The following is a 23748-nucleotide window of genomic DNA, read 5'->3' on the forward strand; positions in this document are numbered from 1 at the left end:
CGGATGACAACTGGCAGTCATTTCAGTTACGCTGACGAACAGGCCGTGACGGCCGCAGGAACTGAGGATGGTCTCGTGACCGACGAAATACGCAAGAACTTCGCCAGTGACAATGTTTCCCCCGCCTGCCCCGCCGTGATGGAGGCCATGATGCGCGCCAATGAAGGCAGCGTCGGATCCTATGGCGACGATATCCTGAGCCGGTCGCTGAATGCGCGGTTCGGCGAGGTCTTCGAGGCAGAAGTCGCGGTTTTCCCTGTCGTGACGGGGACTGCGGCCAACAGTCTGGCGCTTTCCGCGCTCGTGGCGCCCTATGGCGCGGTGCTGTGCGACCAGAGCGCGCATATCAGCAATGACGAGGGCGGGGCGCCGGAATTCTTCATGCATGGCGCCAAGCTCGTCACGCTGCCTTCCGCCGATGGCCGGATGAGCCCTGAGGCTCTGCGAACGGGTCTGCAGGCCAATGCGCAGGGCGGGATTCTCAAGCCCCCCATCCAGGCGCTGTCCCTGACGCAGGCCACCGAATGGGGCACGGTCTATGCCCTGAAGGATCTGGCGGCGCTGTGCGGCATCGCCCATGAGCAGGACCTGCCCGTCCATCTGGATGGCTCGCGGCTGAGCAATGCCATCGCGCATCTGGGCTGCACACCGGCCGAAGCGACATGGAAAGCCGGGGTGGATGTCCTGTCTTTCGGCGGCACGAAATGCGGCGCGCTGGCGGCGGAAGCGGTCGTGTTCTTCGTCAATGAGCGCACGCGCCCGGCGCTGAAGGATTTCGAGCGGCGCATCAAGCGCAGCGGCCATCTGTGGTCCAAGGCGCGGTTCCTGAGCGCGCAGCTTCTCGCATTGCTGGAAGACGGGCTGTGGCTGAAGAACAGCACGCATGCCAATGCCATGGCGCAGCGGATCGTCGAGGGTCTGCGCCGTCATGCCGGAGCGCAGCTCCCCTTCGAGACGCAGGGCAACGAGGTCTTTGTCATCCTGCCGGACCTTCTCGTCAAAGAACTGGAAGCCGCGGGCTACGCCTTCTATCGCTGGCCGACCCCGGAAGGGGTGTCGGGCACCCTCATCCGGCTTGTGCCGAGCTTTTACACCCGGGAGCAGGACGTTGACGCACTGCTTGCAGAGATTGCCGCCTGAATGATCAGCCTGTTCGACCTGTTCAAGATCGGGATCGGTCCGTCTTCTTCGCACACTGTCGGCCCCATGCGTGCGGCCGCACGTTTCGCAGATACCCTGCCCCATGCGGCGGAGGTGTCGCGTCTGCGCGTCACGCTTTACGGCTCGCTCGCCTGGACGGCGCGGGGCCATGCGACGGACCGGGCCGTCATTCTCGGACTGGCGGGAGAAAAGCCCGACACGATGGACCCGATGCTGGCGGACAGCATCGTGACCTCCGTGAACCAGACGCATCTGATCCCGTTCAGGGGCCATCCCACGCCGTTCGAGCCGGAAACAGACATCGTCCTCGACACGAAGACCATCCCGCCGGTTCATCCCAACACGCTCCAGTTCGAGGCATTCGATGCCGAAGACCGCCTGCTGGCCTGCGCGCGGTTCTGTTCGGTGGGTGGCGGGTTCATCGTCCCCGAACAGGCGACCGAAACCGCGACCTATGCCCAGCCCGACATGCCGTATGACTTCACCAGCGGCGCGGAACTCCTGACCCGCACGCAGGAAACGGGATTCGATATCGCGGGTGTGGTTCTGGCCAATGAGAGCGTGCTGCGGCCTCGCGCCGAGGTCGAGGCGTATCTGGACCAGATCGTGGTCGTGATGATGGACTGCGTGGACGCAGGGCTGCACCGTTCGGGCACGCTGCCGGGACGGCTGAACGTCCGCCGACGGGCCGCAGCACTCTACGAACGGCTTCAGGAACAGAGCCGCAGCAACCAGCCCACCGCGCACGGGATCATGGACTGGATCAGCCTGTTCGCCATTGCCGTGAACGAAGAGAATGCGGCTGGAGGGCGGGTCGTGACGGCACCCACCAACGGTGCTGCGGGCGTGATCCCGGCCGTGCTGCGCTATTACCGCGAGTTCTGCCCTGAATATTCGCTCGACGGGCAGCGCCGGTTCCTGCTGACTGCTGCGGCCATTGGCGGACTGTTCAAGCTGAATGCGTCGATTTCAGGCGCGGAAGTCGGCTGTCAGGGCGAAGTCGGCGTTGCGTCCTCAATGGCGGCGGCCGGACTTGCTGCGGCTCTGGGAGCAACCCCGCTCCAGGTGGAGAACGCGGCCGAGATCGGGATGGAGCACCATCTGGGCATGACCTGCGACCCTGTCGCCGGGCTGGTGCAGATCCCGTGTATCGAGCGCAATGCCTTCGGGGCGATCAAGGCCGTCAACGCGGCGTCCCTCGCCATGCACGGCGATGGGGCGCATCACGTCTCGCTCGATCAGGTCATCCGCACGATGGCCGAGACGGGCCGCGACATGAACCATCGGTACAAGGAAACGTCCCTCGGCGGTCTGGCAGTCAATTTCCCTGAATGCTGATGGTATTATGCTGAGGGCGCTCAGGCCACGATCATGAACTGCGCGATGGCATCGGCGGCCCGCTGCGACGCTCCGAGCAGAGGCTCACCAAAAGTCTCGCGAAACAGCTTTTCCTGCGCCGGGCGATAAAGCGCATGACGCTCCTGCGCGTGGGCGATGGCGGGCATGAGATCGTCGAGATCCTCCACCACCTCCCCGAGCGTCCAGTGCAGGAAATACGGATCATCCCGCCACGGCAGCTTGCGCGGGTTCAGGAAGACGCAGGGACGCGGGATGCCCAGGAACTCGTACACCTGGCTGCTGACATCGCCGATATAGAGCGCGGCCTGGGACGTGTAAGTCATGTCCAGCATGGCGGACGATCCCGTATCGACCATCACTTCCGGACTGCGCTGGCGTTTGAGCTGACGCTCGCGGATGCCGAAGCCCCTGTGGAAGGTCTTGATATGGGGCGCCACCACGAGGTTGTAATCGCTCTGGGCCTTGAAGCCCCGGATCAGCGGCATCATCCAGCCTGATGCCGAGGTAAGTTTGCGCTGGTAATGCGGATTGTACAGCGCAAACGGTCGTCCATTGGCGAACGAGATCGTCTTCTCCCGCTGCACGGCCTCGAACACGTCGAATTTCGGGTAGCCGACAACGCGCGTGGTCTCCGGCCGCAGCAGGCCCCTGTCCTGAAAATAGCCTTCCACTTTCGGACCGGGCACGAGCGTCAGATCGAATTCACGGACGAGATGCTCGTCATTGACGTAGCGGTCCCCGGCACCGTGCATGAGCAGGATGAGTTTCGGGCCGGAAAGTCCCATCTCCTTCAGAACACCCGCCGTGTATTCCGTCGCCACCACCGCATCGTACCGGTTCAGCTCGGCGATGTTCTCCCGCAGCACCACAAGTCGCTCCTGATCGAGCCGTCTTGCGCGCTTCAGTAGGCGGGCCTTGAGGGATTTGGGAAAAGCCTTCAGCGGCAGGGCTGGCACGTCCAGCGCCTGGCGGATGCGGGAGAGATGCTCCACCGTTTCCGGAAAGCTGTAATACTCCACCACGTCATGACCCGGAATTGCGGCAAGGGCGCTGGCGACCGAGGCCGTGTGGTAGCACTGATATGGTTCAGCGATGTAGATGAAGGCGATTTTCATGACTGATCAGATGCGTCCTGCCTGAAAAAACAGGCTGAAACCTGCATTTTTTCGTGGTGTGGCCTTCAGGAAAAACGGATCGCTGCCAGATCCCGTCTGCAGAAACCCTGACAACGAGATGTGTAATAATTCCTTCATAATCCCTGACCGCCCCCTGTCAAGAAACATCCGCCTCCCGCGACATTCCCCTGCGGCATGGCCACGCAGCATGGACAGTTTCGGGGCTTTGTGGTCAGTAAGGCCCGCATGTCCGGCGAGCGCTCCGTTTTCAGATCCATTTTCCGAAACGTCAGCGTGCTCACCCTTGGCCGCATCGCCAATGCGCTGTGCAGCTTCATCTATATCGCCCTGGCCGTCCGGGCGCTGGGCCTGTCCGATTTCGGACTGCTGATCCTGATCCATTCGCTGGCCTCGACCAGTTCGGTCCTGTCACGGATGCAGTCCTGGCAGACGCTGATCCGTTTCGGCAGCGAGAGCTTCGGCAATGGCGATACGGATCTCCTGCACCGGGTGATCCATTTCTGCATCCGCCTCGACACGCTCTCGGCCGCGTTCGCCATCGTGTTTGGACTGGTGGGCGTGCAGATCTATGGACACACCGCACACTGGTCCACCCATGTCCGGCTCCTGGCGGACCTGTATGTGTTCGTCAGTCCGCTGATGTATTCAGGCTGGGCGAACGGCATCCTGCGGATGGCGGGGAAATTCCATCTCGTCCCGATTATCGACAGCTGTGCGGCCCTCGCCAAGACGTTCGGGGTCCTGCTGGGCTATGTGCTGCATCTGAAGCTCGGATATTTCCTGTTCGTCTGGGCCATGACGATCGTCATCGATTACGGCTTCTACATCCATTACGCGCTGGATATCCTGCACCGGAAATTCCAGTTCCGGTATTTCCGGGCCTTCCGGCACTGGCGCTGGCAGCTTCCGGGCATGTGGCAGTTCACGCGCGCGGCCAGCGTTAACCAGACGCTGGGTAACATCTCGGGCCATGTCGCAACGCTGCTGGTCGGCAACGGGCTGGGACCGGCGGAAGCCGCCGTCTTCCGCGTCTGCCGCCAGATCGCGGACGGGATCGTCACTCCTGCGCAGCTCATCTCTCCGGTCCTTTATCCCGAACTGGTCCGGATGCGGGACCGGCAGGACTGGCGGGGGCTCAAGCGCGTGACGTGGAAGATGTTCGGCGTTCTGAGCGGGCTTTCAGTCGCGCTTCTGCTGCTCTCGGCGTTCTTTGGCTCGACGATTTTCCGCTTCCTGCTGCATGTCCATGTGCATCACACGTCGCTCTATATTTCCATCATGCTGCTGGCGGCGGTGTTCAGCCTGCTGGTCATTCCACTGGAGCCGCTGCTGATCGTCGTGGGACATGTGAAGTTCCTCATGACCAACCGCACGGCCATCATGGCGGTCTATTTCCCCGCACTGTATGTCCTGACCCGGCATTTCGGGCTGGCGGGGGCCTGCCTGTCGACGGCGGCGTGCAATGCCACGATCCTGCTCTCGCAGATACTGGGCGTGTGGTTCTTTTACGGTCGCATCGGCAAGGCGGAGCGCTGACCCGGATAGAGGCTCAGTGCAGGAGATGCGTGGCGTGGGAGGAATGGTGGAATACGGCATACCCCGTCACTGCCACTTCCACGCAGACCAGTTCCACAACGAGCAGAACCTTCTTGCGGGTTGAAAGCGCCCTGAAGCGGGTTTTGATCTTCGCATCGTCTCCGGTCGCGGCCCAAGCAATGGCGGCGAACCAGCCCGCAAACGTGAAGGCAAATGCCAGATTGACTACAAACGCCTCGCGCCAGTGAACCTTGCGGGTACAGAGCGCAATGATCGTCGGCAGAAAGGTCAGTGCCAGCAAAGCCAATGCTGCGCCGACGAACTTCATAACAGTGATCAGGTCCACGCCAACACAGTCCCGGCTCGGGTGAAAGCCCGACAGTATTTCGAATACGATACGAAAACAAACACAAAAAAGCGGGAAGGTCTGACCCGTCCCGCCTTTTCTAGTTCTGGTGTGCCTCTTATGTGCCTCTTACTGGGCGTCGTCAGAGCTGTCGTCGTCCGAACCGTTCGGGGAGACGGCAACGAAGAGCTGCTGTCCGTCACGCAGGATCCGCAGGAGCGGCGGCTGCTTGCGGCCCAGCGCCTCATGCACCTGCGCCACAACGGCTTTGGGCGACGGCGTGACGTGGTTGCCGACCGCCACGATGATGTCGCCCGGACGGATGCCGGACTGATCGGCCGGAGAACCCTGCACGACATCGGCCACGACTGCGCCCTGCACGCTGTCATCGAGGCCCAGTTCCTGACGCGCCCGCGGTGTCAGCGATGCCAGAGACACGCCCAGCTTGCCCGCGCCGGACTGTGCGCTGTCGGTTGCATCGCCCGAGGAATGATCCTGGGCGGACAGGTTGCCGACCGTGAAGTTCACCGTCATCGGCTTGCTGTCACGCAGCAGTCCGAGCGTCGCGGGCGTGCCCGGCGCAATGGAGACGACCTTCACCGCGAGATCGTGGCCGTTCTTGATCGGCTTGCCGTTCAGCGTGGTCACGACATCGCCGCTCTTGATGCCGGCCTTCTCGGCCGGGCTGCCCTTGGAGACAGACGCCACCAGCGTTCCGCGCGGCGGAGCACCGGGCTCCGGAGACTGGAGGTTCAGGGCCTGCGCCATGGTCGGCGAGATGTCCTGTCCTTCAATGCCAAGATAGCCGCGCGTGACATGGCCGGTCTTTTCAAGCTGGCTCACGACGGATTTCACAGTGTCGGACGGGATCGCAAAGCCGATGCCGATCGAGCCGCCCCCATTGGGCGAGATGATCATGGAGTTGATGCCCACGACCTTGCCGTCCTGCGTGAAGAGCGGGCCACCCGAGTTGCCGTGATTGATCGGCGCATCAACCTGAATGAAGTCGTTATAGGCGCCCGAATGCAGGTCACGGCCCAGCGCGGAGACGATACCCGCCGTCACCGTGCCGCCCAGACCATAGGGATTGCCCACGGCAATGACCCACTCACCCGGCTGGACCTCATCGGAATCGCCAAGCTCGATGAACGGCAGCTTGCCGGTCGGCTTGACGCGGAGGAGGGCAACATCCGTCTTCGGATCGCGTCCGATGATCTTGGCGGGCAGCGTCGTGCCGTCATCGAGCGTGACCGTCACCTTGGTCGCGCCGTTCACGACGTGGTTGTTCGTCACGACATAGCCGTCAGACGAGATGATGAACCCCGAACCGCGGGCCTCAACCGTGCGGTTGGGCTGCTGCTGCGGCATCATCTGGAACGGGAAGGGAAACGGGAACGGCATGCCGCCGCCCTGTCCGCCGCCACCGCCCGGACCGTTTTCCTCTTCATCGGCCACATCCGCCTTGATGTGGGACGTGATGGAGACGACGGCCGGCTTCACCTGCTTGACGAGATTGACGAAGTTGGGAAGCGTCTGGACGCCAGTCTGCGGTTTGATGGCTCCGCTGGCGGCTGTCGTGGCACCTGCCTGGGGAGCCGCCGAGGGCGCTTCCGCAAAAGCGAACGGCGCCGAAACCAGCATCGTGGTGGCAGCGAGGGCGGAGAGGGACGCGCGAAAACGTGAGGTCATGTCAATCCCGACTGGTTACGAAAACATCATGGCTATAGCGTTGAACTATGGACCCCGTTCCCGTTCCGCAAGCTGACCGGCGTGTGAAACATCCGTAAGTTCATGACGGACTGTGAATTCAGGCGTCCGGAACTCTCTTCTGCGCGGGAGTGCGCAGTCTGCGGAAAAACGCCTTCAGCAGTTCCGACGCCTCGCGTTCGCAGACGCCGCCGATCACTTCGGGACGGTGCAGACAGGACGGACGCTCGAAAATGCGCGGCCCATGTTCCACGCCGCCGCCCTTGGGATCATAGGCCCCGAACACGACGCGCCCGATCCGGAAATGCACGATCGCCGCCGCACACATCGGGCACGGCTCCAGCGTCACGACCAGGGTACAGTCCGTCAGGCGCGGATTTTTCAGTCGAGATGCTGCTTCACGCATCGCCAGAAGCTCGGCATGGGCCGAAGCGTCATGCGTACCCTCCACGTGATTGCGCGCAACGGCCAGAACGCCCCCGTCGAGACCGAGCACGACCGCGCCCACCGGCACTTCTCCGCACGACGACGCCTCACGCGCGGCCTGCAGTGCGGTCTGCATGGCCGGGCCGATATCCGTCTGAATCCTTGTCTCACCCTGAATCATGATGCGATGATGCGGCGCATGACCCTTCCCCGTCCATCCCCTTCGCGCCGCGCGCCACTGATCGGCCTGACACTGGATCATGAACCCGGTGGGCCGGGGCAGTTCTCGCGCTATCCGTTCCATGCGCTGCGGGAAAACTACCTGACGGCTGTGAGCGATGCTGGCGGGATGCCGGTCTGTCTGGGCTATGACTGCGATGCCGAAGCCCTGATGGCGCGGCTGGACGGGCTGATCGTCACGGGCGGAGCATTTGACGTCGATCCGGCGTTGTATGGTGAGCCGGCTCATCCAATGACCAGCCCGCGCCCGGCGCGGACAGCCGCGGAACTTGCTCTGCTCCGCGCTGCGCTGGCGCAGGGCAAGCCGGTTCTGGGCATCTGTGGCGGGATGCAGCTTCTGGCTGTGGAGGCCGGTGGCACGCTGATCCAGCATCTGCCGGAAGAGCAACCGGGGGCCCTGCAACACGAACAGCCCAATCCGCGCCACGAGCCCGGACATGACGTCGAGATCGTCCCCGGCACAAAACTCGCGCAGATCGTGGGAGCGGACCGTATGGCGGTGAACTCCTCGCACCATCAGGCCGTGCGCGACCCCGGAGCGGCCAGAATCTGCGCCCGCGCGCCGGATGGAACGATCGAGGCCATCGAGCTTGAAGGCCCCGGTTTTGCCATCGGCGTACAGTGGCATCCCGAATTCTCCCTCGACCCCGGCGACCGTCGCCTGTATGCGGCGCTTGTGGAGACTGCACGATGACCGACGACAATACCGAAAACACCGCCCCCGGCATGGAAACCTCAGGCCCGAAAGGCGAGCGCATCGCCAAGGCGCTGGCCCGCGCCGGCGTAGCCAGTCGCCGCGATATCGAACGCATGATCGAGGATGGCCGCATCAAGCTGGGTGGACAGATCGTCACGCATCCGGCGACTTTTGTGCAGCCGGGCGACATCGTGCTGGTGGACGGCAAGCCCGTGGACTCCCCCGAGCGCACGCGCCTGTGGCGGTATCACAAGCCCGATGGCCTGATGACGACCCACAAGGACCCGCAGGGCCGCCGGACCGTGTTCGACACGCTGCCCGAGGGCATGCCGCGCGTCATCAGCGTCGGGCGTCTGGACATCAATTCCGAAGGCCTGCTGTTGCTGACCAATGACGGCGAACTGGCCCGCCGCCTTGAGCTTCCGGGCAATTCCTGGGTGCGCCGTTACCGCGTGCGCGTCTTTGGCGTCGTGGATGAAAAGCGTCTGGCCTCGCTGATCGACGGTTTCGAATATGAAGGCGTGCGCTACGGTTCCATCGAGGCCGCTCTGGACTCCACAAAGGGCGACAATTCCTGGCTGACGGTCAGTCTGCGCGAAGGCAAGAACCGTGAGATCCGGCGCGTCATGGAAGGGCTGAACCTGCATGTCAGCCGCCTGATCCGCCTGTCCTACGGACCGTTCCAGCTTGGTTCGCTGAAGGCGCGCGAGCTTGAGGAAGTTCCCGGCAAGACGCTGCGCGAACAGGTACCGGACCTTCCCGCACCGAAGCGCCACCGGACACGCTGATCGATGCGGATTGTTGGAGGAGACAACAAGGGCCGCGCCCTGACCGCGCCGTCCGGAACCAGTACGCGCCCCACATCGGACCGCACGCGACAGGCGATTTTCGACATGCTCGCCCATGCCCCCTGGTACGGGCGGGACGAGCTGGAACGGGCGCTCGTGCTGGACTGTTACGCCGGAACCGGTGCGCTGGGCCTCGAAGCCCTGTCGCGCGGGGCGCAGAAGGCCGCGTTCATCGAGCGCGACCGGAATGCGCTTGCAGCCCTGCGCGCCAATCTGGACATCTGCAAGGCCCGAGACCGCTCCCGCGTCCTGAGTTGCAGCGTCACGCATCCGCCCAAAGCCACGGAACCCTACACGCTGGTTTTTCTGGACCCGCCTTACGGCAAAGGTCTGGTCGAATCGGGTCTGCGGGCGCTGGCGCGGACCGGCTGGCTGGCGGAAGGCGCGCTGATCGTGGGCGAGACGGGCGCCACGGAAGAATTCACGCCCATCGTACCACCTTCCGAACACTTTATGCCCACATTGACGCCAGAAATCCTCTGCGAGCGTCGTTTCGGGGCCGCGAAGGTGACGATCTGGAGGCATTCCTCCACTTTTCCTTAATTTTCCCTCTGTATTCAGTACCCTGTCGGCTATAGTTCAGAGTGAATTTTACAAGCCGCTAATCCAGAAAACCGACGGGGTGACGAGACTTGGCCGCGTTCAGCCGATCGACCAGTACAGTGCGCAACATCGTCCGCAACGCGCATGACCGGCACATGACACCAAAACTGCGCAGTGCCCTGCGCGCACGCTGCATGGAGCTGCTCGGGCTTGTCCTGCTGATCTTCGCCGTGGCGGTCGGAATCGCCCTGTGGAGCTTCAATCCGCACGATCCGTCCTTCAACACCTCGACCGGAACGCAGCCGACGAACCTGCTGGGCCGTACAGGCGCGACCATTTCGGACGGACTGATTCAGTGGCTCGGCCTCGGCAGCGGCATGCCGATCGTCATCCTGCTGGCCTGGGCCTGGCGCATGGTCCGCCATCACGGCATGAGCCTGCCGATCCTGCGGATCGTGGCTGCCCTCGCCCTCCTGCCCGCCAGCGCCACCTTCATCGGCACGCTCCAGCTACTCGTTCCCGGGCTTGAAGTCGCCTGGCCGACCGCCAGCGGTCTGGGCGGGGAAATGGGCGTGTCCTGCGCGCATCGCCTGCTGGACGCGGCCCATGCGGAAGCCGGTTCCGCCGGAAACGCGATTGCCGTCATTCTGGTCCTGCTGCTGATGGGGCTTCTGCTCCCGCTGGCCATGGGTCTTGAAGCCCGCGAATGGCGCGCACTGGGTCAGACACTCATGCTGCTGGGCCGCCAGCCCTTCTCGCTCGCCAAGCGCATGAACGGCCCGCAGACCACCGATCGACCCGCGCCCGACCCGCGGATGTATGAATTCCAGCCGAGCCCCGCTGGTGGCGCTCCCGCTGCGGATGCGGCCCCCCTCTCTTTCCTGCGCCGCAGCTTCGGCAAGAGCGATCCGCGCTCCCGTCCCGCGCCCTTCGTGCCGCAGAATACCGGCTGGATGCAGCCACCGATGGAAACGCAGGACGATCCCTACAGCCAGCCTGCCGCGGAAACGCGCCCGGTCAGCCAGACGGAAGCCGCGGCCGCCCGCGCGCGCCAGACCCCCGCACCCGAAGAAGAGGACGTCCCGTCCAACCCCTATGCCGAGCGTCTGGCCCAGATCGCCCGCCAGCGCGACACGCCGCTGCCGCCCGCGCGGCGCCAGATCGACGACGAAATGGACGAGGACCTGCCGCAGAGCAGCATCGACACGCCTCCCGAACCCGAGCCGCAGAAGCGCGGCCTGTTCGGAATGCGCCGTCCGGAACGTCCGCCCGAGCCTGTGCCCGCACGCCCTGTTGCGCCGCGCAATGCCGTAACGACCGGCTGGGAACTGCCTTCCCTGTCCCTTCTGAACCCGCCGCCGCCGCATGCGGTAACGGGTCCGTCGCAGGAGACGTTGCAGTCCAATGCGCGCCTGCTGGAAAGCGTTCTGGCTGATTATGGCGTGCAGGGCACGATCGGCGATATCCATGCCGGCCCGGTCGTTACACTTTACGAACTCGAGCCCGCACCCGGCATCCGCTCGTCCCGCGTGATCGGGCTTGCCGACGACGTGGCGCGCTCGCTTTCCGTTCTGAGTGTCCGTATCGCGACCGTGCCGGGTCGCAATGTGATCGGTATTGAAGTCCCGAACGCCAAGCGCGAAACGGTCTATTTCTCCGAACTGCTGCGCACGCCGGAATGGCTGAACGGCACCGGACGTCTTCAGATCGCACTCGGCAAGGATATTGCCGGTGTGCCGGTCTATACGGACCTCGCAAAAATGCCGCATCTGCTCGTCGCAGGTACGACGGGTTCGGGTAAGTCGGTGGGCGTGAACGCCATGATCCTGTCGCTGCTCTACCGGCTCAGCCCGGAAGAGTGCCGCCTGATCATGATCGATCCCAAGATCCTCGAACTGTCGATCTATGATGGCATTCCGCATCTCCTGACGCCGGTCGTGACGGAACCCGCCAAGGCCGTCAGCGCGCTGAAATGGACCGTGCAGGAAATGGATCGGCGCTATCGCCTGATGGCGCAGCTTCAGGTCCGCAACATCAACGGCTACAACGAGCGCGTGAACCAGCTTCGCGCCACGGGTGAAATGGTCACCAAGCGGGTCCAGACCGGCTTCGATCCCGAGACGGGCCGTCCGGTGTTCGACGAACAGCAGGTCGCGACGGAAAACCTGCCCTATATCGTCGTCGTCATCGACGAAATGGCCGACCTGATGATGGTCGCGGGCAAGGAAATCGAGACGGCGGTGCAGCGTCTGGCCCAGAAGGCCCGTGCAGCCGGCATTCACGTCATCATGGCGACGCAGCGGCCTTCCGTTGACGTCATCACCGGCACCATCAAGGCCAACTTCCCAACCCGGATTTCCTTCCAGGTCATCAGCAAGTTCGACAGCCGCACCATCCTTCAGGAACAGGGCGCGGAGCAGCTTCTGGGCCAGGGTGACATGCTGTTCATGCAGGGTGGCGGACGTATCACGCGTGTCCACGGCCCGTTCGTGGCCGACGATGAAGTCGAAGCCGTGGTGGCGGATCTGCGCTCCAAGGGAGACCCGATCTATAATGATGACGTGGTCTCCGGGCAGGATGACGACAGCGCGGGCGGCCTGACGGCGGGGTCCGGTTCGGGCGGGGACGGAGAAGGCAGCCTGTTCGATCAGGCGGTGGACATCGTCATGCGCGAAGGCCGTGCCTCCACCAGCTTCATCCAGCGCCATCTCTCCATCGGCTACAACCGCGCGGCCAAACTGATCGACCAGATGGAAAAGGAAGGCATCATCGGCGCTGCCAACCATGTGGGCAAACGCGAGATCCTGATCCGCCGCAAGGAAGAGCATGAAGACTGACCGGAAAGACCGGATCCGCCGCGCAAAAGCCGCGCGCAACGCACACAAACCACGGCGCCTGCCCCAGCAGGCCGCCTCCCCTGCCCCGGAAGGGCTCCGCACACCATTTCACCCCGGCATGGACATTCCCGTCCTGCTGGAAACACCCCGCTTCCTGATCCTGGACAAACCAGCCGGGCTGGCGGTTCATCCCGGGCCATCCACACGGGATTCCGTTGAAACGCGACTGCTCCCGCATCCGCGCGGGGGACCGTGGCTGGCGCATCGGCTGGACGCGGATACATCCGGCTGTCTGCTGGTCGCACGGCGCAAGACGGCACTGATCGAAGCGCAGAAGGCGTTTCAGGAGCGGCAGGTCCGCAAGCTGTACTGGGCCGTCGTGGTGGGCGATCTTCCGCAGGACAGCGGCGAAATCGACGCGCCGCTTCTGCGTCAGTCTGACGCCTTAGGCTGGCGGATGGTCGTTGATGCAAAGGGCGACGAGGCCCGCACACGCTGGCGCGTTCTGGGGCGGAGCAAAGGTCTGTGCTGGGTGGAACTGGAACTGCTTACGGGGCGCACGCATCAGGCGCGCATCCATTGCGCAGAGCTCGGAACACCAATCCTTGGCGATCCGGTTTACGGAACCGCGGCTCCGGACGGATCAACCCCGCCTGTGCTGCATCTTCTGGCCCGCAGTCTGGAACTGAACCTGCCGTCTGACACGCTCAGCGCGCAGGCGGCTCCGCCAGAGTTCATGGCGGAGACGCTGCGGGCGATGGGTTCTGAAAGCGTCGCTCAGTCCTGAACGAGTTTCAGGGTTCCGACCACACTGCGAACGATGATGTGATCGCGGCCATCGCCGACCTTGCCGGTGGCCGTAATCGTCCGGACTTCTTCCGAATGGCCGGATTCTTTCTCCCAGTTCCCCATCTGCACCGTGAGACCGAGGGATTGCTGAAGAGGGAGCGTCGTCTCTGAACGACGCTGTTTCAGGCGGATATCGAATGTTCCGCCGAAGCCGTGAGGCAGATGGATCGTCATGTCGCCGCTGAGCGTGCCGATATCAATCGTGCGCATCTGGGGCGCGGTGTCGAGCATCAGGGTCATGTCTCCGCTGACACTGCGCATCATGATGTCCCGGCCCGCGTGATCGAGAGTGCTTTCGCCACTCATGGTGCGGATGGAGACGGCGCCGTCCGCGTGATCCAGCGTGACGTTTCCACTCGCGCTGCGGACCTCGACGGCTCCGGCGGCGTGCTCCACATCCAGCGTACCGCTGAGCGTATGGACGTCGAGCGGGCCTCGCGACTGCGTGACGTGGATGTCACCGCTGACGGTCCGGACGGACAGGCTGCCATCCGATGTCCCGACGCTGACATCTCCGCTGATGGTAGAGAGCTTCCCGCCTTCGGGCAGGGTGGACTGGGAAATATCGTCCGAAATCGAGGACTGGCTCAGCGGTGCGGCGCAGACCGGAAAGGCCAGTGCGCTCCCGAGAGCGAGGACGGGAAGAGAGAGCGTGAAACGGGTCATGGGGTGCGATCTTTCCGGCTTCAGAACTGTGCAGTGGCAACGGGGCGATTGAGCAGAGCGGAATGAACGCCGCGCGCGATCGCCCAGGCCGTAAGGATTCCCCAGGCAAGCGTAAGCCCCCATGGCACCACCATGAACACCAGTCCAAGACCGCCCGTGATGGCGCCCAGACCCGCGACCATGAGATGGATCATCCCGATGACCGTCAGGGCCAGAACACCGTACCAGAACATCCGGATCTGCCAGTCCAGTTGTGCGCGCTTCAGACCCGTCGCGGAGCGGCGCCCTGAATGCGCGATCATCACCCCGATCAGGGCGGTCACGCCCGTGAAGAAGCCGGCGATGTACAGGGCATAAACCAGCAGGACCAGATCACGCCCTGTTTCAGCGTCGTGTCCGCGGCCGTAGCGGTTTGCGGGTTCATACGGGGCGTAGGATGCGTACATGAGGGAAAGCTCCTCTGAGAAAAACTCGACAGCAACCTTGATGCATGAACCGTGCCAGAACCGGCTTTCCCGCTTCTCTGGCAAGACCAGCCAGTCCAAAATCCGGGAAACTGGCGAATTACGCCAGTTCGACGGCGAAACCTACTCGGCCAGAACGCGGAAGCGTTCCGGCAGCGGGCCACGTCCGGCCAGAAAGCCCCGCAGGCCCACAATGAGCGCAACCAGCAGGACGATGTTCCACACAACGAAAATACCGATCGGGAGCAGGAAGAGAAGCTGACCGGGCCCTGAGCTTCCCGGCGGTTCCGTCATGAAGCAGGCCAGAAACAGGGCGGCCGTGCCGATGATGAACGCCACGTCGTACCAGAACAGGCGCACCAGCCAGTTCAGATGCAGCCGCTCCACGCCGCCACTCGATCCGCGCAGAATATAGGCAAGGATCACACCCGCCAGAAGGCTGATCCCCGTAAAGAAGCGGGCGATATAAAGCGCATAGACGAGCAGGACGCCGCCCTTGCCCACATTGCGGCTGAGGTCACGGGAAGATCTGGAGAATTCGCTCAAGCGCGTTTCCTTGATGAAGGTTTACATGAAAACGCCCGGCCAGAGGGGCCGGGCGCATGGTCACTCGATGGTGATGCCCGGAAAATTCTAGCGGCCCAGTTTACGGAGTTTCACACCCTGCATGAGCCGTTTTTCGATGACCGCGAGAGACATACCCCGGGTCTCGGGGACGAAGAGGATCGTTAGCAGCAGGAACAGCGCGTTCAGCCCGGCGAAGAGCCAGAACGTACCCGCCGTTCCCAGCGTCTGCATGAGCGTCAGGAAGCTGACACCCACCAGAAGATTTGTCATCCAGTTGGTGAAGGTCGAAATGGCAATCCCGAAATCGCGTCCAGCCAGCGGCTGGATTTCCGAACACAGGACCCATGTCAGCGGCCCCGCCGACATGGCGAAACCGGCGCAGAAGATCATCAGCAGGAAGACTGCAGCAATCTGGGAGGACTGCGTGGTCATTCCGGTCTGGAGCAGCATGGCCAGCACGCCCATGCCAAGCGCCATGACCGTGAAACCCGCATAGAGGATCGGCTTGCGGCCCCAGCGATCGACCAGGCCCAGCGCCACGAAGGTCGCGAGCATGTTCACCAGACCGATGATCGCCGTGCACCACATCTGGGACTGTGCATCGAAATGCGCGGCCGCGAGAATATTGGGCGCGTAATACATGACGATGTTGATACCCGCGAGCTGCTGCATCATCTGCAGCATCACGCCCAGCGCCACGGAGCGGCGGAAATTGGAGTTGGTCAGGAAAAGTTTGAAGCCTTCCTGTTTCGTCTCCAGCTGTTCGCGGATGGCGCGGATTTCCTTGGCGGCTTCCAGCGGATCATCCCGCAGGTCCAGCAGGATCTGCTTTGCTTCTTTCTGCCGCCCCTGCGCCATCAGCCAGCGCGGGCTGTAAGGTAGGAACAGGACGCCGATCAGGAACAGAACAGCCGGGATACCGGCGACGCCGAACATCCAGCGCCAGTTGCCGCTATAGGAAAAATACGTATCGGACAGGAACGCGATGAAGATGCCGACCGTCACCATGAGCTGATAGGTCGAGACCATCGCCCCGCGCGCATCCTCGCTGGCAATTTCGGACAGGTAGAGCGGTGCCGTGAAGGCGGAAATGCCGACCGCAATCCCCATGACGACCCGGAAGGAAATCATGGAGGCGACCGACCAGCTCATCGCACAGCCGATCGTCCCGATGACGAAAATCGCGCCGCCCACGATCAGGGAATGCTTGCGGCCAAGCGCCTTGGACATCCAGCCCGCACTCAGCGCACCTGCTGCCGCACCGGCCATCATGGAGCTGACGACCCATTCCAGCGCAACGGTGGACGCGTGATATTCCCTGCCGAAAAGATCCAGCGCACCCGCGACTACCCCGATATCAAGTCCGGACATGAGGCCCGCCAGCGCCGCGATCACGCCGATGGCGATGATCTTGAAGCGTGTTGCATCGAAAATGGATGTGCTGGTGTCATCCTGCGGCAAGAGGGTCTCTGTCGTTCCGGCCTGATCATTCATCTGGTCGTGCGTTCCTTTCACTCAGTCATAAAGTGACACCCTCCTGTTGCCGGGATGTCATAGCCATAATCTATAGCACAAAACCGTTTACAGCGGCAGGGCACTGCGGATTTCGCCGACCGTGAAGCCGTTCCAGTTCCGCAGCGTCTGGACGGATGTCGTGTCCAGAATGTCGCGGTCTGCTGCGTCCACACACAGGGTTTCCCCGCCGAAGCGACGCAGCAGGGCGGACATCGCGACCTCTGCGGCACGGTTGGCGCCGTCATCGGTCTTGATCGCCAGACCGAGGCCCAGCTCAGGCAGGGAGGCAATCATCACACCTTCCGCGCCCATCTTCACGAAAGCCCTTGTGCCGAAGCGATCCATGATCTTCGTGTCGTAGCGCCCCGTCCCGGCGACCATGAACGGATTGGCTGCCACGGCCTCACGAAGTCGTGTAGCCGCACGGAAACGCCCTTCGGACAGTCCGGTTCCCGCGCCAAATCTTGCAAAACCTTTCGCCAGAGCTTTCAGCGGAACGGCGTAAGTCGGCATGGAGCAGCCATCCATACCGCGATTGCTGTCGTCATGCGGCGTATCCATCATCGCGGCGAGCACATCAGTCACGCGGCGCTGGATTTCGTGGGACGGATCGATATAGCCGGTCGGATCGATGCCCTGATCGCAGGACAGGCACACCATACCCGCATGCTTGCCGGAGCAGTTGTTATGCAGCGGGCAGGCATTCTGATGGGCGGCAGCCAGAGCGCGGCCCGCGGGTTCATAGGTGGGCCAGTGAGTTCCACATTCCAGGGACCCGACATCCCGGCCCACGGAAGCCAGCATCGTGGCAGCCATTTCGGCATGGGCCTTCTCGCCGCCATGCGAGGCGCAGGCCAGAGCCAGCGCGTCACTGCTCAGTCCAAGACGGTCAGCCGCGCCACTTTCCACCAGTTCGATGGCAAGCAAGGATTTGACGGTCGAGCGCGGGAAGACAGCGGCATCCACGTCACCGCAGGACCAGACCATGCCACCATCAGCATCCACGACGACGGCCCGGCCCAGATGGTGGGATTCCACACGTCCGCCGCGCGTGACCTCGGCCAGAAGGCCCGACTGTGCTGCCATAAAGAATTCCTCTCCCTGCCTCTCATGGTGTCTGTCATGACGTTTATGGTCCGAGCACATAGCACGGCCGGCCGTCCTGGCGATCCTCCGTCAGCCAGGGCTGGATCAGACGCCGCCGCACCCGGACAACGCCCATCTCGCCGGCGGCAGAGATATCCGCGAGGTCTTCCGCCAGATTGATGGCCGTGCGGAACATGAGGCTGTCCGCCAGCGGCAGACCATTTTCCACAAAGTCCAGGGCGGTTCCGGCATCCGTCAGATGGTACACAAACGCCTCTCCCGCGGGAGGGCGAAAACCGGCGGGATCCAGCAAACAGGCCTCGACATCCGCAGCGGCCAGATGTGTGAGCGGCGGGCTCCAGTCCAGAAGGTCCGGCTGTTCCGCCGCAGGCGCGGGAACGCGAAGTGGCGCACTGGAGGAGCGGCGACGGCGAGACTTCGGCAGCTTTTCAAACAGGGACGCCGGGGGCGGGGAACGGCGGCCCATGATGTCTCAGCCCGCTGCGGTTTTGGGACGCCGAACCGGCGTAACGCCGGCTTTCTGGCAGGCCGCGCACAGGCCCTCGATTTCAACGGTTGCGGCTTCGGCACGGAATCCCATGCTTTGCGCCGCGCGGGTCAGGACCGGGGCGATGGCGTCCTGCTCCAGTTCCCAGGCGCGGTCGCAGCCACGGCAGATCAGGAACTGCGCGCGGTGCATCCCGCCAGCGTCATGATGATTGCAGCCATGCGGACATTCCACCGCATGCGAACAGCCGACAAAGGCGCTGAGCCGCTCCAGACGGTGGATCAGGCTGTTCTCCAGCAGGAACTCCAGCGCGCGGTAAACCGTAGGCGGCGCGGCTTTCGGATGGGCGGGGCGCAGTCTGGCCAGCAGGTCATAGGCGCCCGAGGGCTTTTCGCTCGACAGGATCAGACCCAGCACGAGACGGCGGGTTTCCGTCAGGCGCTGTCCGTTGCGCTGGCACCATTCGGCCGTGCGGTCGAGGCGTTCCGTGACCTCGGGCGAGAATGTGAGCGTGTCAGCAATGGCAGAAGAATCCGGCATGAGGGTCAATATGGCATCCCCGTCGCGCTTTGCCGAGAGACCCCGCCACAAACAGCCATCAGGTCGCGAACTGCCGCACCAGATCTCGGATCACGACCGGGTCGGTTTCGAGCATGACCTGCCGATGCAACTGGTCGCAGTCTTCGAGCGTGAGGGTGCGGATCAGGCGTTTCACCCGCGGCAGGGAGGCGGAGTTCATGGAAAAGGACCGCAGACCCAGGCCGATCAGCAGCGCCACCACCCGCGGGTCGGATGCCATTTCCCCACAGACCGAAATCGGACGGCGCGCGCGCAGCGCCGAATCCGCCGCAGCCGCAATCAGCCTCAGCACACCGGGATGGAGTGGGCTGTAGCGGTCCGCCACCATGGAATCCGCGCGGTCCACGGCGAGCGTGTACATCGTCAGGTCATTGGTGCCGAGCGCCATGAAATCGGCGTGCCGGGCCAGCGTATCCACCGTAAGGGCCGCAGCCGGGGTCTCGACCATGATCCCCAGCGGGGGCAGCGGATCGGGGAGCGTGTGTCCCTTGCGCTTGAGGCGGCGCACAACGCGGTCGTAAATCTCGCGGGCATCCACGATTTCGTCCGGGGACGTGACCATCGGTAGCAGGATCCGCACCCGGCCGGGGGGAACGCCCTCGGCAGGCTCGGCGGCCCGCAGAATGGCCGCGAACTGCGTCTCCAGAACCTCCGGCACCCGGAGCAGAAGCCGCACGCCCCGCAGACCCAGCGCTGGATTGTCGCCATCCGCGACCTGCTCCGCCAGACCCAGCCTGCGCATGCAGGCACGCCCCTTCTCGCCGCCCCAGTCCAGCACGCGGATCGTGACGGGGCGGCCGTCCATGGCCTGGACGATGGCGCGATAGGCGTCTGTCTGGCCGTCTTCGTCCGGCAGATCCTCGCGTTCACCGAACAGGAACTCGCTGCGCAGCAGGCCAATGCCCTTGGCGCCATTGCGCATCAGCATCGGCAGTTCCGCCGGAAGTTCAAGATTGGCGGAAAGCTCGATGTCTTCGCCGCTCTGAAGCTGGGCTGGGAGGCGCTTGAGGCGCCCGAAAGCCCGCTTTTCCTTCACTTCACGCTGTGCGGATTCCGCCGCCAGACGCAGTTCGGTTTCGTTGGGGGAAAGCGTGACGGTGCCGAGATGCCCGTCCACGACCACCATCTCGCCTTCCTGTACTTGCGCCATGAGGTTCGGCACGGCGAGGATGGCGGGAATGTCGAGCGCGCGCAGCAGGATGGCCGTGTGATCGGCCCCACCACCGCCCTGCGTCACCACGGCCGCAATCCGGGCCGGGTCGATCATGGCGACATCGGCCGGACGGAGCTGCTCGGCCACCAGAACGGAGCCAGGTGGCAGGCTGGAAAACGCGCGATAGGAAATGCCGGTCAGGTTCCGCACGAGGCGGCGGCCGATTTCCTCGAACTCTCCCGCCAGACGCAGATTGGCATCGGCTTCCTGCGTATTGTTCTCGCGCGCCACGGCCTCGGCCATGCGCGAGACCTGCAACGCCAGTTCCCGCGTAACTTCTGAAACGGCGGCCTCGGCGCACAGCCCCTCATCGGCGATGCGGCTGCGGACCTGACGCAGCAGCCGCGACGGGCCGAGCATCCGCTCATAGACCATCAGAAGGGAGGCAATTTCCTCGCGGCCCTCTTCCGGCAAGCCGACCAGCCGGTCCCGCATCTTTTCGATCTGGTGAAGCGCGCGGGCGATCGCCTCATCCAGCCGGACGCCCTCGGCTTCCGGCCCGATGGCGCTGTAGCGCTCGGTAATGTCGGGAAGGGGAAGTTCCTCGACACGCCCTGCGGGGCCAAGCCCCATGCCCGGCGTGATGGCCTTGCCCTGAAGGAAAACGCCGGAGCGCGGGCTGCGGCGGGAGGAGCGGGCGGAACGGCTGCGGGTCGGTCGCCCTGAGGCTTCAGTCACGCTCGCCAAACCCGTCCGCGATCAGGGCTGCCAGCGCATCGAGCGCTTCGGCCGCCTGCGGACCATGGGCGCGCAGCGTGACGTCCTGCCCTTCTCCCGCACCCAGCATCATCAGCCCCATGATCGACAGGGCGGAAACGACATTGGTGCCATGCGCGATCGTGGTCTCGGCGTCAAAACGCTCGGCCGTGGTGACGATTTTGGCAGCGGGCCGGGCATGAAGGCCCAGATGATTGACGATGGTGACGGTGCGGGGGGCAACTGTGCCGGGAGAAAGGGTCGTGTCGCTCATTCAGTGAACTCAATTCAATGAACCGGCAGCGTACAGGCACGCGGCCCGCCATGAAGACAGGGGTCCGGAAGCTGGGACGCCACGGCGATATACTTCCGCCCGGCCATTGTGGCCTTTTCCACGCAGCCTGCAAGGTCCAGATCCCGCCGCGTTTTCGCCAGCTTGACCAGCATGGGCACATTCACACCCGACACGACCTCGACATGTCCCGGCTCCCGCAGGGAAAGCGCCAGATTGGACGGCGAACTGCCGAAAATATCCGTCAGCAGCAGCACCCCGTCACCGGTATCGAGACGCTGAAGCAGACGTTCGGCCGCCGGGCGGAGCATCGCCGGATCATCATCATCCGCCACGCCCACCACACCGACCTGGGTCTGGGGTCCCACGACGTGAACCAGCGTTTCCAGCAGGACATCCCCAAGGCGCCCATGCGTTACCAGCATCAGTCCGATCATACCGTTGTGTCCTGTGAGGGATCCTGGGGTGGAACGGCCCAGCGCCAGGACGCCAGACCCTTGCGGGCAAGTTCGCGGTGCAGGACCATCATTGGCCCGACCGGTACGGTTTTCGGGAGAATGCGGGCGAGTTCTTCAACGATCGTCACCGAGCGGTGGCGACCGCCACTGCACCCGATGGCAATGGTCGCGTATTTCTTGCCTTCCGCCACAAACCGGGGAAGCACAAGCTCAAGAAGGCTCTGGATATGGCCGAAAAATGCGGGATAGGCCGGGTCCGACTTCACATACTGCACCACTGCCCCGTCCAGCCCGGTCATGGGCTGAAGAGCGGAATCATAATGGGGATTGCGCAGGAAGCGTGCATCAAAAACCATGTCCGCCTCGCGGGGCAGACCGGACGGATAGGCAAAGGACATCAATGCAACCGTCAGCCCTTCCCCGCCCGTGCTGCCAAAGCGCGTCTCGATCAGCTGTCGCAGTTCGGGAGATGGCAGGTCGGACGTGTCGATAACCAGATCCGCATTGGCCCGCAGCGGGGCCAGAAGAGCGGTTTCCTGTTCGATTCCGGGAAGAATGGTGCCGCTGGTCACCAAAGGGTGGCGGCGACGCGTGGCGGTGAAACGACGCAGAAGGATTTCGGGTTCGGCGGTGGCGTAAAGGAGCTGGACCGAGCAGTCGGGCAGAAGTCGCAGGCGTTCAAGCTCTTCCAGCACGCGGGAGGCCTCGAACCCGCGACTGCGGACATCGATCCCGATGGCCAGATTCTGTCCGGCCCGTGAGGCGAGCGCCTGGATTAGGTTCAGGGGTGGGTTATCCACGACCTCATGACCCAGATCTTCCAGAACCCGCAATATGGATGATTTTCCCGCCCCGGACAGACCCGTCACGATCAGGATCCGGCGGGAACCATGATCATATCCGGATATGGAGCCAGACTCGGGATGGTTCGCCGATGCCATGCGCCACACTCTAGCCCTTTTTCTTTTTGTGCGGAACTATTTCGCACCTTCACGTTTCCGCAACATTTTCGCCTGCGCCGGCGACCCATTCATAGGTGCCGCAACAGGCCTTCAGGGCCGCCCTGATCCGCGCCACCGTTCCCGGAAAACCGGGCTCCAGACGCAGCATGACCGCTCCCGTCCAGGGGTCCCGGCAGGGCTCCGGCAGACGCGGCTGCCCCTCCCCCAGGCAGACCCGCAGACGCACCGCTGCTTTTATGACAAAAGGTGTCCGAAGGATTCCAACCCCCCGAACCTCGATCAGCCCCGCAAGACGTTCAGGAGCCGAGGCCACGGCGCCGTCCAGCACAACCCGGTCATCCGCCACGAGATCGAAACCCGCATCCATCAGCCGCAGGGCCAGTTCGGATTTCCCCGAGCCGGGAGGGCCGGAAATCAGCACGCCGTCTCCGTTCCACGCCACACAGCAGGCATGGACCGAGCCTTCAGGCAGAAATGACAGGACGGACATGATGGATTGCGACCTCCACGGGAGCGGACTAAGACCTTGGGCTGGACAGGGGCATGACGGATCCCTGACACGGAGCAGGACCACGAACCCATGGGCGCATCCTTCCCTCACCAGACCGTCACCGTACATGGAGACGAAGTCACCTGCACCGATTTCAGTGGCTTCAGTCCGGACGGGGACCGTCCAGGCCGGCTGTCGGATGAATGTCAGGCAGCACTTTCCGCCATTTCCGAAGCTCTGGCCGACCATGGCCTCACCCTGGGCCATACCCGGCACGTCGCCGCCATGATTCGCGAAGGCCAGACCTTCGCCCAGTGTCAGGGCGCCCTGAACGAGGCACTGGCAGCGGCAAAACCCGCGCTGACCCTGCAGATCGTGCAGCGTTTTCCCCTGCCCGAGCAGCGCATCGCCCTCACTCTGACCGCTACTCCAGATAAATAACAGCAAAACACGCCATTTTATGGCGTGAAGTGCCGTTTTTACGGATCAATGGCTTTTAATAACTTTCCCGAACGAATTTAAGGCGCGAAAAACAGAAACTGGCACGCTTCATGCATTGAAGATTTC

General features: G+C 63.5%; 25 protein-coding genes. 9 read left to right on the forward strand and 16 right to left on the reverse strand.

All coding sequences use genetic code 11. The features are described 5' to 3' along the window. Window positions 1–3 precede the first annotated feature (3 nt). Window positions 4–1140 carry a low specificity L-threonine aldolase gene (locus tag KP701_RS01065; protein ID WP_215745314.1) on the forward strand — a complete coding sequence of 379 codons (1137 nt, stop codon included), beginning with the start codon at window positions 4–6 and terminating at the stop codon, window positions 1138–1140. After that, a complete protein-coding gene (locus KP701_RS01070) occupies window positions 1141–2499 on the forward strand; it encodes an L-serine ammonia-lyase (RefSeq protein WP_215745315.1) in 1359 nt (452 codons plus the stop codon). 20 nt (window positions 2500–2519) lie between these two features. Here the strand turns inward: KP701_RS01070 and KP701_RS01075 are convergent, their stop codons facing one another. Continuing rightward, on the reverse strand, window positions 2520–3635 hold the full coding sequence (locus KP701_RS01075) for a hypothetical protein (RefSeq protein WP_215745316.1): 1116 nt from the start codon (window positions 3633–3635) through the stop codon (window positions 2520–2522). A 195-nt stretch (window positions 3636–3830) separates the two neighbouring features. Between KP701_RS01075 and KP701_RS01080 the strand changes: the two genes are divergently transcribed. Further along, complete coding sequence (locus KP701_RS01080; RefSeq protein ID WP_252345310.1) at window positions 3831–5192, forward strand: lipopolysaccharide biosynthesis protein; 1362 nt, start codon at window positions 3831–3833, stop codon at window positions 5190–5192. A gap of 13 nt (window positions 5193–5205) precedes the next feature. On the opposite strand, the gene KP701_RS01085 is transcribed toward KP701_RS01080, so the two are convergent. The 3 genes from KP701_RS01085 to KP701_RS01095 form a co-directional block, all read right to left on the reverse strand. Then, the gene (locus tag KP701_RS01085; RefSeq protein WP_215745317.1) at window positions 5206–5538 is read right to left on the reverse strand and encodes a superinfection immunity protein; all 333 of its coding nucleotides are present in this window, start codon (window positions 5536–5538) and stop codon (window positions 5206–5208) included. 129 nt (window positions 5539–5667) lie between these two features. Then, window positions 5668–7227 (reverse strand): Do family serine endopeptidase, encoded by a 1560-nt coding sequence (locus KP701_RS01090; RefSeq protein ID WP_215745318.1) that lies wholly within the window; start codon window positions 7225–7227, stop codon window positions 5668–5670. A gap of 118 nt (window positions 7228–7345) precedes the next feature. After that, a complete protein-coding gene (locus KP701_RS01095; protein ID WP_252345311.1) occupies window positions 7346–7807 on the reverse strand; it encodes a nucleoside deaminase in 462 nt (153 codons plus the stop codon). Between the two features lie 51 nt (window positions 7808–7858). On the opposite strand from KP701_RS01095, the gene KP701_RS01100 reads away from it, so the two are divergent. From KP701_RS01100 to KP701_RS01120, 5 genes are all read left to right on the forward strand, one after another. Beyond that, window positions 7859–8605 carry a gamma-glutamyl-gamma-aminobutyrate hydrolase family protein gene (locus KP701_RS01100; protein WP_215745320.1) on the forward strand — a complete coding sequence of 249 codons (747 nt, stop codon included), beginning with the start codon at window positions 7859–7861 and terminating at the stop codon, window positions 8603–8605. After that, on the forward strand, window positions 8602–9396 hold the full coding sequence (locus KP701_RS01105; RefSeq protein ID WP_215745321.1) for a pseudouridine synthase: 795 nt from the start codon (window positions 8602–8604) through the stop codon (window positions 9394–9396). Before KP701_RS01100 ends, KP701_RS01105 begins: the two co-directional genes overlap by 4 nt. 3 nt (window positions 9397–9399) lie before the next feature. Continuing rightward, on the forward strand, window positions 9400–9999 hold the full coding sequence (gene rsmD, locus KP701_RS01110; RefSeq protein ID WP_215745322.1) for a 16S rRNA (guanine(966)-N(2))-methyltransferase RsmD: 600 nt from the start codon (window positions 9400–9402) through the stop codon (window positions 9997–9999). Window positions 10000–10118: 119 nt separating this feature from the next. Further along, on the forward strand, window positions 10119–12836 hold the full coding sequence (locus KP701_RS01115) for a DNA translocase FtsK (RefSeq protein WP_215745454.1): 2718 nt from the start codon (window positions 10119–10121) through the stop codon (window positions 12834–12836). Continuing rightward, complete coding sequence (locus KP701_RS01120; RefSeq protein WP_215745323.1) at window positions 12826–13623, forward strand: RluA family pseudouridine synthase; 798 nt, start codon at window positions 12826–12828, stop codon at window positions 13621–13623. The genes KP701_RS01115 and KP701_RS01120 overlap by 11 nt, the downstream gene beginning before the upstream one ends. Here KP701_RS01120 and KP701_RS01125 read toward each other — a convergent pair. From KP701_RS01125 to KP701_RS01180, 12 genes are all read right to left on the reverse strand, one after another. Further along, on the reverse strand, window positions 13614–14351 hold the full coding sequence (locus KP701_RS01125; protein WP_215745324.1) for a DUF4097 family beta strand repeat-containing protein: 738 nt from the start codon (window positions 14349–14351) through the stop codon (window positions 13614–13616). The two genes, KP701_RS01120 and KP701_RS01125, sit on opposite strands and share 10 nt — an antisense overlap. A gap of 20 nt (window positions 14352–14371) precedes the next feature. Beyond that, window positions 14372–14797 (reverse strand): hypothetical protein, encoded by a 426-nt coding sequence (locus tag KP701_RS01130; protein ID WP_215745325.1) that lies wholly within the window; start codon window positions 14795–14797, stop codon window positions 14372–14374. A 141-nt stretch (window positions 14798–14938) separates the two neighbouring features. After that, window positions 14939–15361, reverse strand: coding sequence for a hypothetical protein (locus KP701_RS01135; RefSeq protein WP_215745326.1), 423 nt, complete (start codon window positions 15359–15361; stop codon window positions 14939–14941). An 87-nt stretch (window positions 15362–15448) separates the two neighbouring features. After that, window positions 15449–16876, reverse strand: coding sequence for a sugar porter family MFS transporter (locus tag KP701_RS01140; RefSeq protein ID WP_252345312.1), 1428 nt, complete (start codon window positions 16874–16876; stop codon window positions 15449–15451). Window positions 16877–16963: 87 nt separating this feature from the next. After that, window positions 16964–17983: an asparaginase gene (locus KP701_RS01145; RefSeq protein ID WP_215745327.1), complete on the reverse strand. Its 1020-nt coding sequence runs from the start codon at window positions 17981–17983 to the stop codon at window positions 16964–16966. 43 nt (window positions 17984–18026) lie between these two features. Next, window positions 18027–18470: a hypothetical protein gene (locus KP701_RS01150; RefSeq protein WP_215745328.1), complete on the reverse strand. Its 444-nt coding sequence runs from the start codon at window positions 18468–18470 to the stop codon at window positions 18027–18029. Between the two features lie 6 nt (window positions 18471–18476). Continuing rightward, complete coding sequence (locus KP701_RS01155; RefSeq protein ID WP_215745329.1) at window positions 18477–19031, reverse strand: Fur family transcriptional regulator; 555 nt, start codon at window positions 19029–19031, stop codon at window positions 18477–18479. A 58-nt stretch (window positions 19032–19089) separates the two neighbouring features. After that, window positions 19090–20961 (reverse strand): phosphoenolpyruvate--protein phosphotransferase, encoded by a 1872-nt coding sequence (ptsP, locus tag KP701_RS01160; RefSeq protein WP_215745330.1) that lies wholly within the window; start codon window positions 20959–20961, stop codon window positions 19090–19092. Next, window positions 20954–21253: an HPr family phosphocarrier protein gene (locus KP701_RS01165; protein WP_011252383.1), complete on the reverse strand. Its 300-nt coding sequence runs from the start codon at window positions 21251–21253 to the stop codon at window positions 20954–20956. Before KP701_RS01165 ends, ptsP begins: the two co-directional genes overlap by 8 nt. Window positions 21254–21267: 14 nt before the next feature. Then, on the reverse strand, window positions 21268–21708 hold the full coding sequence (locus tag KP701_RS01170) for a PTS sugar transporter subunit IIA (RefSeq protein WP_024716673.1): 441 nt from the start codon (window positions 21706–21708) through the stop codon (window positions 21268–21270). Continuing rightward, a complete protein-coding gene (gene rapZ, locus KP701_RS01175) occupies window positions 21705–22670 on the reverse strand; it encodes an RNase adapter RapZ (RefSeq protein ID WP_215745331.1) in 966 nt (321 codons plus the stop codon). Before rapZ ends, KP701_RS01170 begins: the two co-directional genes overlap by 4 nt. A 49-nt stretch (window positions 22671–22719) precedes the next feature. Further along, window positions 22720–23181, reverse strand: coding sequence for an HPr kinase/phosphorylase (locus KP701_RS01180; RefSeq protein ID WP_215745332.1), 462 nt, complete (start codon window positions 23179–23181; stop codon window positions 22720–22722). 90 nt (window positions 23182–23271) lie between these two features. On the opposite strand from KP701_RS01180, the gene KP701_RS01185 reads away from it, so the two are divergent. Continuing rightward, a complete protein-coding gene (locus tag KP701_RS01185; RefSeq protein ID WP_215745333.1) occupies window positions 23272–23622 on the forward strand; it encodes an endoribonuclease L-PSP in 351 nt (116 codons plus the stop codon). Window positions 23623–23748 lie beyond the last annotated feature (126 nt).

The sequence above is a fragment of the Gluconobacter sp. P1C6_b genome (assembly GCF_018811945.1).
Taxonomy (GTDB): Bacteria; Pseudomonadota; Alphaproteobacteria; order Acetobacterales; family Acetobacteraceae; genus Gluconobacter.